General features: G+C 62.3%; 13 protein-coding genes and 1 riboswitch. Of the genes, 5 read left to right on the top strand and 8 right to left on the bottom strand.

Features of this window, described 5'->3' with window-relative positions:
* Positions 1-9 precede the first annotated feature (9 nt).
* Both ABGT73_RS07995 and ABGT73_RS07990 read left to right on the top strand, forming a co-directional pair.
* Entirely contained in the window at positions 10-792 is a 783-nt protein-coding gene (locus tag ABGT73_RS07995; protein WP_346669261.1) for a GNAT family N-acetyltransferase, read from the top strand.
* Positions 789-2,048 (top strand): methionine gamma-lyase family protein, encoded by a 1,260-nt coding sequence (locus ABGT73_RS07990; protein ID WP_346669260.1) that lies wholly within the window; start codon positions 789-791, stop codon positions 2,046-2,048. The genes ABGT73_RS07995 and ABGT73_RS07990 overlap by 4 nt, the downstream gene beginning before the upstream one ends.
* Positions 2,049-2,150: 102 nt before the next feature.
* Here ABGT73_RS07990 and ABGT73_RS07985 read toward each other — a convergent pair whose 3' ends face one another.
* The 5 genes from ABGT73_RS07985 to thiT form a co-directional block, all read right to left on the bottom strand.
* Positions 2,151-2,402 carry an IreB family regulatory phosphoprotein gene (locus tag ABGT73_RS07985; protein WP_007047260.1) on the bottom strand — a complete coding sequence of 84 codons (252 nt, stop codon included), beginning with the start codon at positions 2,400-2,402 and terminating at the stop codon, positions 2,151-2,153.
* Between the two features lie 104 nt (positions 2,403-2,506).
* Complete coding sequence (nagA, locus tag ABGT73_RS07980; RefSeq protein ID WP_346669259.1) at positions 2,507-3,637, bottom strand: N-acetylglucosamine-6-phosphate deacetylase; 1,131 nt, start codon at positions 3,635-3,637, stop codon at positions 2,507-2,509.
* A gap of 17 nt (positions 3,638-3,654) precedes the next feature.
* Positions 3,655-4,383 carry a glucosamine-6-phosphate deaminase gene (gene nagB, locus ABGT73_RS07975; RefSeq protein ID WP_346669258.1) on the bottom strand — a complete coding sequence of 243 codons (729 nt, stop codon included), beginning with the start codon at positions 4,381-4,383 and terminating at the stop codon, positions 3,655-3,657.
* A gap of 185 nt (positions 4,384-4,568) precedes the next feature.
* Positions 4,569-6,107: a PTS transporter subunit EIIC gene (locus tag ABGT73_RS07970; RefSeq protein WP_346669257.1), complete on the bottom strand. Its 1,539-nt coding sequence runs from the start codon at positions 6,105-6,107 to the stop codon at positions 4,569-4,571.
* A gap of 298 nt (positions 6,108-6,405) precedes the next feature.
* Positions 6,406-6,972, bottom strand: coding sequence for an energy-coupled thiamine transporter ThiT (thiT, locus tag ABGT73_RS07965; protein ID WP_346669256.1), 567 nt, complete (start codon positions 6,970-6,972; stop codon positions 6,406-6,408).
* 83 nt (positions 6,973-7,055) lie between these two features.
* Positions 7,056-7,173, bottom strand: a riboswitch (TPP riboswitch).
* 431 nt (positions 7,174-7,604) lie between these two features.
* Here thiT and ABGT73_RS07960 point away from each other — a divergent pair.
* On the top strand, positions 7,605-9,650 hold the full coding sequence (locus ABGT73_RS07960; RefSeq protein ID WP_346669255.1) for a GH25 family lysozyme: 2,046 nt from the start codon (positions 7,605-7,607) through the stop codon (positions 9,648-9,650).
* A 126-nt stretch (positions 9,651-9,776) separates the two neighbouring features.
* On the opposite strand, the gene ABGT73_RS07955 is transcribed toward ABGT73_RS07960, so the two are convergent.
* From ABGT73_RS07955 to proC, 3 genes are read right to left on the bottom strand one after another with little or no spacing between them, the layout of a single operon-like run.
* Complete coding sequence (locus ABGT73_RS07955; protein ID WP_346669254.1) at positions 9,777-11,069, bottom strand: glutamate-5-semialdehyde dehydrogenase; 1,293 nt, start codon at positions 11,067-11,069, stop codon at positions 9,777-9,779.
* The gene (gene proB / locus ABGT73_RS07950; RefSeq protein ID WP_346669253.1) at positions 11,066-11,842 is read right to left on the bottom strand and encodes a glutamate 5-kinase; all 777 of its coding nucleotides are present in this window, start codon (positions 11,840-11,842) and stop codon (positions 11,066-11,068) included. The genes ABGT73_RS07955 and proB overlap by 4 nt, the downstream gene beginning before the upstream one ends.
* A gap of 4 nt (positions 11,843-11,846) precedes the next feature.
* Entirely contained in the window at positions 11,847-12,650 is an 804-nt protein-coding gene (gene proC / locus ABGT73_RS07945; protein ID WP_346669252.1) for a pyrroline-5-carboxylate reductase, read from the bottom strand.
* A gap of 173 nt (positions 12,651-12,823) precedes the next feature.
* On the opposite strand from proC, the gene ABGT73_RS07940 reads away from it, so the two are divergent.
* Both ABGT73_RS07940 and ABGT73_RS07935 read left to right on the top strand, forming a co-directional pair.
* A complete protein-coding gene (locus ABGT73_RS07940; RefSeq protein ID WP_346669251.1) occupies positions 12,824-13,837 on the top strand; it encodes an aldo/keto reductase in 1,014 nt (337 codons plus the stop codon).
* 152 nt (positions 13,838-13,989) lie between these two features.
* Positions 13,990-15,147, top strand: a complete 1,158-nt coding sequence (locus ABGT73_RS07935; RefSeq protein WP_346669250.1) for a cysteine desulfurase family protein — start codon at positions 13,990-13,992, stop codon at positions 15,145-15,147.
* Positions 15,148-15,163 lie beyond the last annotated feature (16 nt).

The following is a 15,163-nucleotide window of genomic DNA, read 5'->3' as shown; positions in this document are numbered from 1 at the left end:
GGAATCCCTATGATTCAATCCGTTACCAACGCCGCCCAGCGGGCGGAATTCGCCCGCCGCATCCGCCGCCAACCCTACTTTGAGGCCACCATGGGCACCCACTGTGCGCTGTTCGGGCAGCACCCGGCCAGCGGATGGTGCTTCTATCTGCTGCCCGGAAGGGCGGCCCTGGCGCTGCGGGGCGGCACCGCCACCCTCTGCGGAACACTTCCCCAGGGGGAGGCCGGGGAGGAGGCCACGGAGGAATTGGAGGGATTCCTGCGTTTTCTGGGGGTGGAGCGTCTGCTCTGCCCCCGACCGGTTCTGCCGGGCTGGCAGCAGGAACCGCCCCTGCGGCTGTGGGAGCTGCCCCGGGGAACGCAGCTGCCGCTGCCCGCCCCGCCCCCCGCGGCGCTGACGCTGGCGGAACAGCCCGCCATGCTGCCGGTGAGCCGCCTGGTCTTCCCGGACAGCGAGGCGGAGCAGGAGGCCTTCTACACGCTGGCCTGCACCTCCATCGCCCACGGAATCGGCTGCTGCCGGGCCCTGCTGGACGGCAGCACCCCGGTCTGCACAGTGGGCTGCTACGAGCAGAGCGACGCGGAAGCCTATCTCTCGGCGGGGGTGACGGCCCCCGAATGGCGGGGCAGGGGACTGGCCGGATGGCTCATCGTCTGGACGGCCAACGAGCTGGCCGGGCAGCGCACCGTCCGCTTTGCCAGCGCCCCGGAACTGGAGGCTTTCTACACCCGCCTGGGCTTCACGCCGGCGGGCAGGATACAACAATTTACACGGAAATGGGAAACAGTATGATCGAACAGTTTTACAATCTCAAGCCGGAGGTGCTGGCGCTGGACCGCCAGGCACTGGAACTCTGCAAGGAGCAGTTCGCCCACGTGGAGGAGATCCGGGACTACAACCAGCTCAAGATGCTGAAAGCCTTCACCGACTGCGGCGTGGAGGCGCGGCATTTCTGGGGTTCCAGCGGCTACGGTGTCTGGGATGACAGCCGCAACAAACTGGAGGAGGTGTTTGCCCGCTGCATGGACGCCGAGGCCGCCCTGGTGCGGCCCCAGTTCATGAGCGGTACCCACACGCTGACGGTGGCACTGTTCGGCCTGCTGCGCACCGGCGACACGCTGCTGGCGGCCACCGGCCGCCCCTACGACACGCTGGAAGGCGTCATCGGCATCGGGGAGGCTGGCAAGGGCTGCGGCACGCTACGGGAATACGGCGTGCAGTACGACGAATGCCCGCTGCTGCCCGACCATACGCCGGACTACGACCTGATTGCCCGGAAGGCCAAGACCGCCACGGTGGTGCACATCCAGCGCAGCCGGGGCTACACCCAGCGCAATGCCTTTGACCTGGAGACCATCCGCAAGGTGGCGGAGGTGGCCCGCCAGGCCAACCCCCAGGCGGTCATCTTTGTGGACAACTGCTACGGCGAGTTCACCCAGACCCGGGAACCGCTGGCGGTGAGGGCGGACTTGATCGCCGGCAGCTTCATCAAGAACCCCGGCGGCGGCATCACCCCCACCGGCGGCTACATTGCGGGCCGGGCCGACCTGGTGGAAAAGTGCAGCCACCGCTTCACCGCGCCGGGCATCGGCGCCGATCTGGGCTGCACCCAGGACAGCCTGCGGGACACCTTCCTGGGCTTCTACTATGCCCCCGGGGTGGTCTGCGAGGCCCTGAAAACCGCCATCTACGCCCAGTGTCTGCTGGAGCTGGCGGGGGTGCACCCGGTGCCCCGCTACACCGAGGACCACAACGACATCGTGACCTGCTTCGATTCGGGCAGCGCCGAGGCCCTGACCGGGTTCTGCGCCGGCATCCAGCACAACAGCCCGGTGGACAGCTTCGCCTCTCCGGAGCCCGCCGATGAGCCCGGCTATACCGATAAGGTGGTCATGGCGTCGGGCAGCTTCACCGAGGGCAGCACTATTGAAATCTCCTGCGACGGCCCGCTGCGCCCGCCCTACACCTGCTACCTGCAGGGTGGCGTCAACTTCACGGCAGGCCGCGCCGCGGTGCTCAACGCCGTGCAGAACGCCTTCTTTGCGTAAGGCAGAATCCCCGGCAGGGCAGGGGAGCGCGCCCCATTGAACCAACATAAAAAAATCCCGTGTACCGGTTTCCGGCACACGGGATTTTTCTGTTGGAGGATTTTATCCCTTGACGTAATCGCGCACCAAGGCTTGCAGCAAATCGTCACGGTCAATGCGGCGGATGATCGCACGCGCATTTTTATAAGTCGTAATATAGGTCGGATCCTCCGAAAGGATGTAGCCTACCAGCTGGTTGATGGGGTTGTAGCCCTTCTCTTCCAGCGCACGATAGACCTGCAGAACAGCCTGTTTGATTTCCATATCGCGGTCGTCACGGATGGAAAATACGGCAGTCGGCTCAGAGATCGGCATATCCAGTTCCCCCTTCTCAGCGTATTCATACCTATATTATAACAAAAGGGTATACAATTTGCAATGGCCTCGTCGCAAATTTTTATACAAAATTATGAATACTGTCAGCGGGAAATCACTTCGCCCCTGCGGATGACCTGCAGGATGTTCAGTTCCTCGTCGGCCAGGATCACATTGCCCCAGCGGCCGGCATCCAGACTGCCGTAGTCGGCGTCCACACCGATGCTGCGGGCCGGGTTCAGCGAAGCCGCCCGCACGGCGCTGGCCAGCGGCACACCCATATCCCGCACCGCATGCTTCATGCAGTCATACAGGCAGGTGGCACTGCCGGCAATGGTGCCGGGGTGCTCGGTCAAAGTGGCCCGGGGACCGCGCACCGTCACGGCCTGGCCGCCCAGGGAATACTGGCCGTCCGGCAGGCCGCAGGCCATCATGCTGTCGGCAATGAGGATCACATGGTCGTCGCCGAAGGTGCGGAAGGTGAAGCGCACCATGGCCGGGTGGATATGTACGCCGTCGGTGATGAGCTCCACCTCGGCGCCCTCCTCCAGGGCCGCGATGATGGGACCGGGGGCGCGGTGGGTGATGCCCGGCATGGCATTGTACAGGTGGGTCATATGGGTGGCGCCGGCCGCAAAGGCTTCCTTGGCGGTCTCATAGTCCACACAGGTGTGGGCAATGGAGATGCGTACCTCGTTGTGGCATTCCCGGATGAAATCCAGATTGCCCGGTACCTCGGGGGCCACGTCCACCAGCCGGATCAGCCCGCCGCTGCGGGCCTGCAGCCGGCGGAACATGCCGGCGTCGGCGGCCATCACATACTTGGGGTTCTGGGCGCCCACCTTGTCGGGGCTGATGTAGGGGCCTTCCATGTTGATGCCCACCAGATCGGCACCCCGCTCGTTCTTGTGGGCGGCGGCCACGTCCATGATGCCGTTGAGGATCTCCTCGCTGAAGGTCATGGTGGCGGGGCAGATGGCCAGCACGCCCTTGCTTGCCTCAAAGTCGGCAATGGCCTGCAGCCCGGCCTCGTCGGCGTCGCAGAAATCATGGCCCACGGCGCCGTGGAAGTGGATGTCCACCAGACCCGGCAGGGCATAGGCACCCTTTGCGTCCAGGATCTCCTCGCCCTCCAGGGGCTCCGCGCCGAAGACGATGCGGCCCTCCCGGATGATCAGATCTTTCTCCACAAAGCGGCAGCCGTCCGAGAAAACCTTCGCATTACGGATAATCATATTCGTTCCTCCTGCCCTCAGATCAGGCTCAGAGCTTCCTCATCGCCCACCAGAATGAAATCGGGATGCATCTGCAGGATGCTGGCGGGCACCTCCGGCGTGACAGGGCCGAAGAACGCCTTCTTGACGATCTCCGCCTTGCCCTTGCCGTTGGCCACCATCAGCACCTTGCGGGCCTGCATGATGGTCTTGATGCCCATGGTGTAGGCCTGCTTGGGCACCAGATCCTCCTGGCCGTCAAAGAAGCGCTTGTTGGCCTCGATGGTTTCCGGCTTCAGGTCCACACAGTGGGTGCCCAGCTCGAAGGCTTCGCCCGGCTCGTTGAAGCCGATGTGGCCGTCATGGCCGATGCCCAGCAGCTGCAGGTCGATGCCGCCCACCCGCTTGATGACATAGTCGTACCGGGCGCATTCCGCCTCGGCGTCCATGTTGGTGCCGTCCGGCAGGTTGATGGAAGCGGGGTTGATGTTGACCAGGTCGAACAGGTTGCGGTGCATGAAGCTCCAGTAGCTTTCGGGATGCTCCCGGGGCAGACCGCGGTACTCGTCCAGGTTGATGGTGGTCACTTCAGAGAAGTCCAGATCACCCTTGTTGTACCAGTCTACCAGCTGTTTGTAGGTGCCTACGGGGGTACCGCCAGTGGCCAGACCCAGCACGCAGTTGGGTTTCATGATGACCTGGGCGGAGATGATGTTGGCGGCCTTGCGGGACATGTCGTTGTAGTCTTTTGCGCGGATGATTTTCATACAGAATTACCTCCTGATGATGGCGGGGGAGAGGCCCCCATACTTCTGTCAGTATAGCATGGAACCGTGAAAAAAGTATGACCAAATGAATGAAGCGCCAAAAAATGCCGGGGACAGGCTCGCGCCCGCCCCCGGCGGATGTGATAAAGGGAACCAGAACCTTTATCCCGGCGCTGTAAAAAAGCTTACAGCATCTTCTTCAATTCGTCGTAGACAAACTGGACCTTGGGGCCGATGACGACCTGGCAGGAATTCTTGCTGGGACGGATGACGCCCGCGGCGCCGGCCGCCTTGACGGCCTTCTCATCCACAGCGCTGCTGTCCTTGACCTCAAAGCGGAGGCGGGTGGCGCAGTAGTCCACGTTGGCAACGTTGCCCTTGCCACCGATGGCCTTCAGCACGCCGCTGGCAATGTCGGTGAAGTTGTTGTTGGCCAGGGTTGCGGTGGCCGCAGCGGTTGCGGTGTCTTCATCCTCGCGGCCAGGGGTCTTGAGGTTGAACTTGGTGATGGCAAAGTAGAATACCAGGTAGAACACCACAAAAGCGGCGATGCCCAGAGGAATGATCATCCAAGTCTTGGCAGCGGCAGGCAAAGAAGCAGAGAAGACCAGGTCAGTCAAACCGGCAGAGAAGCTGAAGCCGGCGCGGAAACCAACATAGTAGGTGATGACGGTGAAGATACCGTACAGCAGAGCATATACGATGTACAGCGGGAAGCAGAGGAACATGAAGCCGAACTCGAAGGGCTCGGTAACGCCGCAGACGAAGGCGCAGATGGCAGCAGAGAAAACCAAACCAATAGCGGCCTTTTTGTTCTTGGCCGTCTTGACCATGGCCAGAGCGGCACCGGGAATACCGAACATCATGCAGGGGAAGAAGCCGGACATGTACATGCCGAGGCTCCAGCCCACATCAGCGGAGGTTTCACCGGCCCAGAAGTGCTTCAGGTCGCCCAGACCGATGGTATCGAACCAGAACACGTTGTTCAGGGCGTGATGCAGACCGGTGGGAATCAGCAGACGGTTGAAGAAAGCGTACAGACCGGCACCGATGCCACCCAAACTGGCGATACCCTTGCCCAAAGCAACCAGCGCGCCAAAGATGAAAGGCCATGCAAACAGCAGGATGGCAGCCGAGATGATGGAAACCAAGGCGGTAACAATGGCGACAAAACGTTTGCCGCTGAAGAATGCCAGAAAATCAGGCAGTTGGGTGCTCTTGAACTTGTTGTAGCAGGCAGAACCGATGATGGCAGCAAGGATACCAATAAAGGCATTACCGGCAATCTTGCTGAAAGCCAGCATGCTGACCTCATTGTTGGCAAGGCTGGCAATCATTGTGATAGGTACACCAGAAGCGGCGATAACAGCAGTGGCTGTTTCGCCACTCGCGGTAGCACATTCGACGGTGGAAGGCATGGTTACGGACAGCAGGCTGGTCATCATCAGGTAGCTGACAAGACCCGCAAGACCAGCGGTGCCATCGTGGTCGTCGGCCAGGCCCACGGCAGCGCCAACAGCGAACAGCCAGGACATGTTGTCGATCAGGGCGCCACCGGCTTTAACAAGGAAAAAGCCGATCAGCTGCACAATGCCAGTGACATCGCCGCCCTGCATGGTAGAGGGACAGAGCGCATAGCCGATACCCATCAGGATACCGCAGACGGGAAGCGCGGCGACGGGCAGCATCAGTGCCTTGCCGAGCTTTTGCAGATACTTCATCATAAAAGCATTCCTCCAAAAATCAGATGGATTCCTCTAACGTGGTATGCGGTGTCTCTGGTTCGCAGAACGCATGCCTTGTTGATATCATATTAACATATTCTTCATAAAAAAGAAAGCAAATTTAAACAATTTGTCAAAAGAACGAAAAAGTGACCTTGAAATTGGGAAAAATGTTAATATAATGAGAAATTTAACGCAAAAAAATAAAAAATCGAAACAATGGGGTGAAAAATTTTTTTATGACATGCACCCCGCAAACAAAAAAGGCGCCCTGCCGGAGCAGGGCGCACAGGATGTATTATTGCTGCTGTGCATGGAACAGCTGGGGAGCTGCCTTGCAGATCAGCACGGCGGCCACCGTGGTCAGGATCGTCTCGGGCAGCATGTAGCTTCCGTTGTAGGTCAGGCTGTAGATCCAGGCGGGCAGGCCGTCGCTGAGGTTGCCCCAGATCAGCACACCGGACAAAAAGCTGCAGAGGAAACGAAGCACGCAGACGGCGGCAGTGCCCACCGCAACGCCCACCAGGCGGTTGGAGAAGGGCTTGGCGATGGCACCGGCCAGGCCCAGCAGCGTGAAGGCCAGCACGTAATCCAGCAGGATCATGCCCACCAGCGGCAGCAGGCCGGGGGCCGGCGGCGCGTAGAAGCCCAGCAGCATCTGCAAAAGGCTGTTGACGAAGCCGGTGAACAGCCCCCACTTGGCGCCGTGCCGGAACGAGATGAGAATAAAGGGCAGCATGCTGAACAGGGTGATGGAACCGCCGTTGGGCAGTTCGTAGATCTTGATGTTTGCCAGGACGGTGCCCAGGGCAATCATCAGGGCACACTCCACCAGTGTGCGTGTTTTGGAATAGGTTTTGGTCATAGAAATACTCCTCCCCGAATAAACGGTACATAAAAACAAGAAAAGCGCCTGCAGGAAATGCAGGCGCAGACGCAACATGACATCTTATGGAGGTTCAAACTTCCTACGCCGGCATTATCCGGATCAGGTTCGAGGTGACCCGAAGCTGCAGTTTGCTTCGATCTCAGCCGAGGATGCCCCTCAGCGCCCCTGTTTTTATGTCCGCTTTCCAGTATACACGCAAACCATCATTTGTCAAGAAAAAAGTGAGGAGGCAACATGTTTTTCCTGATGCCGGATTATGGCCAGGCTATATAAGTAGGTAAGGCGTTCTGTGTGCGGCAGGGGGATGGCTGCCCCCACCGGGAAAAGTACCTGTGGTGGTTGTGTACAACACAATCTGTGGTGCAAAAGAAAAAACAAGGCCCCCATATGGATGAAAAATGCCGGAAAACCGCAAAAAAGTGCGGGGAAATGCGGAATTTTGCCGCCAAAAGATTGGTAAAAATTTACATCGGTTTTCCCTGTAAAACCGGGAAAGGCCCCTTGCACAGCGGCGGAAGTTTGTGGTATGCTTTTACATATAGTTTTCTACCCATTTTATTTTTTTGCAAGCAAACGGTGAGGTAAGGATGTTCAACAAGCGGAATCCCATGAAATATTTCTCCGGCAACGCCTTCGCGCGGCTGCCGCTGTACAAACTGGTGGCGGGCAGCTCGGCGGTGGTGCTGACGGCCAGCATCGGCCTGGGGGTATTTGCGGCCTCCTTTGTGCCGGGCCAGCTGCCGGAAGCAACGCCCACGCCGGAACCGGTGGTGACGGCCACCCCCGCCCCCACGCCCACGGCCACGCCTGTGCCGGATATTGAATTGCTGGCGGACATCAGCGTGATCCAGCAGGATGTGGGCGTGCAGCTCTATACCATGGAGCAGACCACGGCGGAAAGTGCCCAGACACCTTCGCCCACGCCGTCCGGGGAGAGCGACGGGGAAGAGACCTCCGGCAAGATCCCGCTGACGGGGGTTGCCGCCACAGTCACCCTGACGGATTCGGAGGGCAAGACCACCGACTATGCGGTGGATACCGAGAACGGCACGGCGCTGGCAGAGGATGTGGAACCCGGCGACTACACCGTGACGATCCAGCCCATCGAGGGATATGTGGTGCCGGAGAGCACCACCGTGACCGTGGCCGAGAAGGTCGTCTACAAGGCGGATGTGAATGCGGTCAAGGACAAGATCATGCAGTCCAGCCAGGTCAATGAGAGCGCGGAGGACTCGGCGGTGAACACGGCCGGTGCGGCGCCCATTGCCGAGGAAGTGACCGATACGGTGCAGTACGCCGACAGCGCCAAGGAAGAGAAGGGCCGCACCACGGTGTACACGGCCAAGCTGAGCAGCAGCGGCCATCTGCTCTTCACCGACGGCAGCGAATCGCCCTACCTGCCGGTGTACAAGGACGGCACCCAGGAACTGACCGGTGCCCAGCGTGATCCCAACGTTTCCACCAACAGCGCCATGTCGGTGTGGCTGCCGGGGGCCGCGGATTCCATCGTGAATCTGGGCAGCACCGGCCGCACCATGAGCATGGCCCATCGCACCAGCGAAGGCACCGCTTCGTCGGATGCCTCGCTGCTGGACAGCGGCGAATCCACCCCGACGCCGGAGGCCACAGCCACAGTCTCGCCCGCACCGGAGCAGAGCTCTGCGCCGCAGGAGAGCACTACCCCGGCGCCCACCACCACGCCGGATCCCACGGCAGCCCCCACGCCGGAGCCCACGGTCACCCCCGAGCCTACCCCGGAAGTGACCGCTACGCCCACCCCGACCCCGGCGCCCACCGCCACACCCACGCCCACCCCGGCAGTGACGGCCACGCCGGTTCCTTCCCAGGATCCCACGGCGGGCTGGCCGGACGCCATTGAAGCCAGCAAGCTGGCCGAGTACAAGTTTGATGTAACCGCCACCGAGAAGATCGAGTATGTCTACACCGGTTGGCAGGAGATTGACGGCGCTACATACTACTATGACCCCGCCACCCATGAGGCGGTGACCGGCAACCAGGTCATCCAGGGGGATGTGTACACCTTTGGCGCCGACGGTGCGCTGAACCGCACGGCCCGGGGCATCGATGTCTCCAAGTTCCAGGGCAACATCGACTGGAACGCCGTCAAGGCGGACGGCATCACCTTTGCCATCATCCGCTGCGGCTACCGCGGCTACGGCACAGGCGCGCTGGTGGAGGATTCCACCTACCGCAAGAACATCCAGGGCGCCATCAACGCCGGCCTGAAGGTGGGCGTCTACTTCTACAGCCAGGCCATCAACGAGGCCGAGGCCGTGGAGGAAGCCAGCATGGTGCTGAGCCTGGTCAGCGGGTATTCGCTGCCGCTGGGCGTCTACTACGACACTGAGTCGGTGGCGGGCGGCCGCGCCAACGCCATCAGCGCCAACGAGCGCACCGCCTGTGCGGTGGCCTTCTGCGAGACCATCCGCAATGCGGGCTACAAGGCAGGCGTCTACTCCTACGCCAGCTGGTTCTACAACGCGCTGAACTTTGCCAACATCAGCAAGTACAACACCTGGATCGCCCAGTATCGCGATACCCTCAGCTTCAACTACAAGTACAACATCTGGCAGTATACCGGCTCCGGTCGTGTCAACGGCATCTCCACCGCCGTGGATATGAACATCGGCTGATATATGACTTCCGCAAGGGGCGGCCCGAAGATCCGGGCCGCCCCTTGTGTATTTCCCGGCCAAAGAAAAATGCCCCGCAGCGGTCATTTCACCGCTGCGGGGCATTGGCTGTTTACAGAAGGTTTCTCAGTGGCAGGGCGTCTGCAGCATGGATGCGGCACCGCCGCGGACCTGTCCGTTGCCCTGGATGATGTACTTGTAGGTGCACAGTTCCGCCAGGCCCATGGGACCCCGGGCGTGGAGCTTCTGGGTGCTGATGCCCATCTCGCAGCCCAGGCCGAACTCACCGCCGTCGGTAAAGCGGGTGCTGGCGTTGATGTAGACGGCGGCACTGTCCACGCAGGCGGCAAACCGCTGGGCGGCCACCTTGTCCGCCGTGACGATGGCGTCGCTGTGGTGGGTGGAATGCCTGGCAATGTGGGAGATGGCCTCCTCCAGGGAATCCACCACCGCCACGCTGAGCTTGTAGTCCAGGTATTCGGTGTCGAAATCCTCCGGCGCGGCGGGTACCCCGTCGATGATGGCGGCCGCGGCGGCATCCAGATGGAGCTCCACCGGGGTCATGCCGGCAGCGGCACGGTCGTCCACCAGGCACTTTTTCACCATGGGCAGGAACTGCTCCGCCACCGCGCGGTGGACAAGCAGCGCTTCCTCGGCGTTGCAGACGCTGGGACGGCTGGTCTTGGCGTTCTCCACGATGCGCACCGCTATCTCCAGGTCGGCCGCTGCGTCCACATACACGTGGCAGACGCCGGTGCCGGTCTGGATGCAGGGGACGGTGGCGTTCTCCACACAGGCGCGGATGAGGCCCGCGCCGCCCCGGGGAATCAGCAGGTCCACCAGGCCGTCGGCGGTCATCAGTTCGTTGGCGCTGGCGTGGCTGGTATCCTCGATCAGGCTGACCGCATGCTCCGGCAGGTGCACCTTGCGCAGCCCGGCCTGCAGCGCCTGCACGATGGCATGGCAGCTGTTCCAGGCATCCCGGCCGCAGCGCAGCACACAGGCGCTGCCCGCCTTGATGGCCAGGGCGGCGGCGTCGCTGGTGACGTTGGGGCGGCTCTCGTAGATGATGGCGATGACCCCCATGGGAACGGCGGTCTTCTCGATGATCAGACCGTTGGGCCGCACGATCTTGCGCAGCACGGTGCCCACCGGGTCCGGCAGGGCCGCCACTTCCCGGATGCCCTTGGCCATGTCGGTGAGGCGGGAGGAAGTCAGGGCCAGCCGGTCCAGCATCACGTCGCTGACGCGGCCCCGGGCGGCCTCCAGGTCCTGGCGGTTGGCGGCCAGAATCTCGTCCTGGGCGGCGATCAGCGCCACCGCCATGGCCTCCAGCGCCTGGTTCTTGGCGTGGGTGTCGGCCAGCGCCAGGGGCATACGGGCGCCCTGGGCCAGCTGCAGGATCTCCTGGGTGGTCATTGCAATCTCTCCTTCTTTCCGATGAACCGGGTGCCCACAGGCTTGCCCTCCAGAATGTCATACAGGATATCGGCGTGGGCGCCGTTGGCGATGATCATATCCACACCGGCGCTGGTGGCCCGCTTGGCAGCCACCACTTTGGTCAGCATGCCGCCTGTGCCCAGGGAGGAACCCGCCCCGCCGGCCAGACGCTCGATCTCCGGCGTGATCTCCTCCACCACCGGAATCAGGCGTGCATCGGGATTGCTGTGGGGATCGGCGGTGTACAGCCCGTCAATGTCGGACAAAAGCACCACCAGATCGGCGTGGATGCACTGGGCCACCAGCGCCGCCAGCGTGTCGTTGTCGCCCAGGGAATACTCCTCGATGGCCACAGGGTCGTTCTCGTTGATAATGGGGATGGCGCCCAGCTGCAGCAGCCGTTCCAGCGTGCTGCACAGGTTGCGCAGGCGGTTTTCGTGGTCGAAGTCCTCCCAGGTCAGCAGCATCTGGGCCACCGTGTGGTTGTACTGGCCGAAGAGCCGGTCGTAGGTGTACATCAGCTCGCACTGGCCCACGGCGGCGGCCGCCTGCTTGGTGGTGATGTCCTGGGGCTTCTGGATCTGCAGCTTGCCCACGCCCAGGCCGGTGGCGGCCGACGACACCACGATGAGCTCGTGGCCGGCGTTCTTGATGTCGCTCCACACCTTCACAAGAGCTTCAGTGTGGCGGATGTTCAGCAGCCCGCCCGGATGGGCCAGCGTGCTGGTGCCGACCTTCACGACGATTCGCATAGATTTACTTCCCCAATTCTTTCGTTTTCTCGTAGGCGGCAATGACGGCATCGGTCACCGCGCCGCGGAAGGCCCGCTCTTCCAGCAGGCGCACGCCCTGGATGGTGGAGCCACCCGGGCTGCAGACGGCGTCCTTCAGTACGCCGGGATGCTGGCCGCTTTCCAGCACCATGCGGGCACTGCCCAGCAGCGTCTGGGCGGCGTACTCCTGGGCCTTGGCCCGGGGCAGACCGGCGGCCACACCGCCGTCGGCCAGGGCTTCGATGAACTGGTACACCCAGGCGGGGCCGCAGCCCGACACGGCGCTGGCCGCATCGATGAGGCTCTCCGGCACCTCGTCCAGCTGGCCGGCGGGGGCCATGGCGGACAGCCACTCCTGCAGCTGTTCGGGCTCCACGTCATCGTAGCAGTACTGGATCATGCCGGCGCCCAGCGCCACCGGGGTGTTGGGCATCATCCGGATGATGGGATAGCCGCTGCCCGCCATCTGGCGGATCTGGTGCATGGAAAGCCCGGCGGCCATCGACACCAGCACAAAGGGGCGGCTCTCGGCGCGGGATTCCAGAACCGGGGCCAGGGCGTCCAGCATATCCTCCATCATCTGGGGCTTGACGCCCAGAAAGATAAAGTCGCACAGCCCCGCCACCTGTTCGTTGGTGCCGTAGGCACAGCCCAGCTCGTCGGCCAGCTTCTGCGCTTTGGCCGGGGTGCGGTTGGCAAGCAGAACGTCGCCGGCACCGGCCCCCTTGCAGACGGCGCGCGCGACGGCGCCGCCCATGTTGCCGCAGCCGATAAACCCGTATTTCATGGCAGTATTCCCTCCGTTGTCCTCATACGTGATTTATATAAATGGATTATAGCTGTAATCCTATCGCACCTGCGGGATTTTGTCAATCAAAAGCTGGGGACGGGGCTGGAATTTTGCGGAAAAGTTGCCTATAATACAAAGGTAGACAAAAACAGCAAAAAGAGGCGAATCGCATGCAATACGTACAACTGGGCCAGACCGGCCTGAAAATCTCCCGCCTGGGATTCGGCGGCATTCCCATCCAGCGCATCGACCAGCCCGGCACCCGGGCGCTGCTGAAGGCAGCCCACGAGGCCGGCATCAACTACATCGATACCGCCCGCGCCTACACGGTCAGCGAGGGCTGGATCGGCCAGTCGCTGGAGGAGCTGGGGCTGCGGGATGCCTTTGTGCTGGCCACCAAGTGCCGCGCCCTGACCAAAGCCGACATGGAGGCCGAGCTGGCCGCCAGCCTGAAAAACCTGCGCACCGACCACATCGAACTCTACCAGTTCCACAACCCCAGCATGGAGGACCTGAAGAAAATTCTCGCCCCCGGCGGTTCCCTGGAAGCCCTGCTGGAAGCCAAGGCCAAGGGCGTGGTGGGGCATATCGGCCTGACGGCCCACCTGGCGGCGGTCTTTGAGGCGGCGCTGGAGGTGCCGGAGATCGAGACCATCATGTTCCCCTATAACATTGTGGAGCAGCAGGGGGCGGAGCTTATCCGCCGCTGCGCCGAAATGGGCAAGGGCTTCATCGACATGAAACCGCTGGCGGGCGGCGCCATCGAGGACGGCCGTCTGGCGCTGCGGTATGTGCTGTCCAACCCCAACGTGACGGTGGCCATCCCCGGCATGGCGGCCCCCGAGGAGCTGGAAAGCAACGTGAAGGGCGCCGACAACATCGCCCCCCTCACCGAGGAGGAGCAGGCGGCCTGCCAGAAGGTGCGGGACGCCCTGGGCACCCAGTTCTGCCGCCGGTGCAACTATTGCGCGCCCTGCACGGTGGGCATCTCCATTCCCAACGTCTTTCTGTTCCAGGGATACCTGAACCGGTACGGCCTTGCGGACTGGGGCAGGGCGCGGTACGCTACCCTGAAAGTGAAGGCCAGCGCCTGCGTGCAGTGCGGTGCCTGCGAGACCCGCTGCCCCTACAACCTGCCCATCCGCCAGATGATGAAGAAGGCTGCGGAGGATTTCGGCGAATAAGCGTACATTTTTGCCGCGGAACGGTGGAAAGCCGGGCCGCGGTTTTTCTGTGCCAAAACGGAGAAAAAATTTTGTGTGAGCGGTTGTTTTTCGGGCGGCGGGCGTGTATAATTTATCCTGTATAATTTTGTGCAAAAATGTGAGGAATCAGTATGCTTTCCGACCCCCAGCTTCATTATCTGGACAACGCCGCAACCACCCGCATCGACCCGGCGGTGACCGAGGTCATCCACGATGCGCTGGTGGAACTGTGGGCCAATCCCAGCAGCCTCTACGACCCGGCGGTGGCTGCCCAGGACGGCATCGAAAATGCCCGGGCCCGCATCGCCAAAACGCTGCACTGCCGCAGCGATGAGATCTACTTCACCGGCTGCGGCACCGAAGGCAACAATATGGCCATCTGGGGCGCGGCCATGCCCCGGCGGCAGTGGGGCCACAAGGTGGTGGTCTCGGGGTTTGAACACCCCAGCGTGCAGCTTGCGGCCCGCGCGCTGAAAAACGAAGGCTTTGAGGTGGTGGAGATCCTGCCCGAGGCGGACGGCCACCTGGACATCCAGAAATTCCTGGCCGCGGTGGACAAGAACACCGTGCTGGCCTCCTGCATGGCGGTGAACAACGAAACCGGCGCCGTGCAGGACATTGCCGCCCTGGCGGCAGGCATCAAGGCCCGCAACAGCCGCACCCATTTCCATGTGGACGCGGTGCAGGCCTGGCTGCGCATGCCCATCGACCTGCAGAAGTGGGCCGGGGTGGATACCCTGTCGGTGTCCGGCCACAAAATCCATGCCCCCAAGGGCATCGGGGCGCTCTTCGTGCGGGACAGCCAGCGCCAGACGCTGCGCCCGCCCTACTGCGGCGGCCATCAGGAGCGGGGCCTGCGTCCCGGCACCGAGAACACCCCCTATATCGTGGGCCTGGGTCTGGCGGCGGCCAAAGGCTACCAGGGCATGCGGGCCCGCACAAAACAGATCGAAGCCCTCAACCACCGCCTGCGGCAGGGGCTGGCGGAACTGCCCGGCATCACCGTCAATTCCCCTGAGGATGCGGTGCCCGAGGTGCTGAACTTCTCCACCGGGTGCATCAACAGCCAGACCTTCATCAACTACCTGAACACCCGCGGGGTGCTGGTGTCGGGGGGCAGCGCCTGCGACAAGGGCGAACCCAGCCACACGCTGCAGGCCATGGGCTGTGATGAGCGCATCATCCACACGGCGCTGCGGGTCAGCTTCTGCGCCGACAACACCGACGAGGATGTGGACGCCCTGCTGGACGGGCTGAAAAACGGTCTGCAGAGTCTGCAGCATATCTGAAGGAAAGGCATTACCA

Origin of the sequence: uncultured Subdoligranulum sp. (genome assembly GCF_963931595.1) — a bacterium.
GTDB lineage: Bacteria > Bacillota > Clostridia > Oscillospirales > Ruminococcaceae > Gemmiger.
The sequence above is the reverse complement of the archived record's forward strand: the minus strand, read 5'-3'. Positions and strand labels throughout refer to the sequence as shown.

Coding starts and splice junctions, on each gene's coding strand:
- ABGT73_RS07995 (WP_346669261.1), top strand. CDS start 10: ATGATTCAATCCGTTACCAACGCCGCCCAGCGGGCGGAATTCGCCCGC.
- ABGT73_RS07990 (WP_346669260.1), top strand. CDS start 789: ATGATCGAACAGTTTTACAATCTCAAGCCGGAGGTGCTGGCGCTGGAC.
- ABGT73_RS07985 (WP_007047260.1), bottom strand. CDS start 2,402: ATGCCGATCTCTGAGCCGACTGCCGTATTTTCCATCCGTGACGACCGC.
- nagA (WP_346669259.1), bottom strand. CDS start 3,637: ATGATTATCCGTAATGCGAAGGTTTTCTCGGACGGCTGCCGCTTTGTG.
- nagB (WP_346669258.1), bottom strand. CDS start 4,383: ATGAAAATCATCCGCGCAAAAGACTACAACGACATGTCCCGCAAGGCC.
- ABGT73_RS07970 (WP_346669257.1), bottom strand. CDS start 6,107: ATGATGAAGTATCTGCAAAAGCTCGGCAAGGCACTGATGCTGCCCGTC.
- thiT (WP_346669256.1), bottom strand. CDS start 6,972: ATGACCAAAACCTATTCCAAAACACGCACACTGGTGGAGTGTGCCCTG.
- ABGT73_RS07960 (WP_346669255.1), top strand. CDS start 7,605: ATGAAATATTTCTCCGGCAACGCCTTCGCGCGGCTGCCGCTGTACAAA.
- ABGT73_RS07955 (WP_346669254.1), bottom strand. CDS start 11,069: ATGACCACCCAGGAGATCCTGCAGCTGGCCCAGGGCGCCCGTATGCCC.
- proB (WP_346669253.1), bottom strand. CDS start 11,842: ATGCGAATCGTCGTGAAGGTCGGCACCAGCACGCTGGCCCATCCGGGC.
- proC (WP_346669252.1), bottom strand. CDS start 12,650: ATGAAATACGGGTTTATCGGCTGCGGCAACATGGGCGGCGCCGTCGCG.
- ABGT73_RS07940 (WP_346669251.1), top strand. CDS start 12,824: ATGCAATACGTACAACTGGGCCAGACCGGCCTGAAAATCTCCCGCCTG.
- ABGT73_RS07935 (WP_346669250.1), top strand. CDS start 13,990: ATGCTTTCCGACCCCCAGCTTCATTATCTGGACAACGCCGCAACCACC.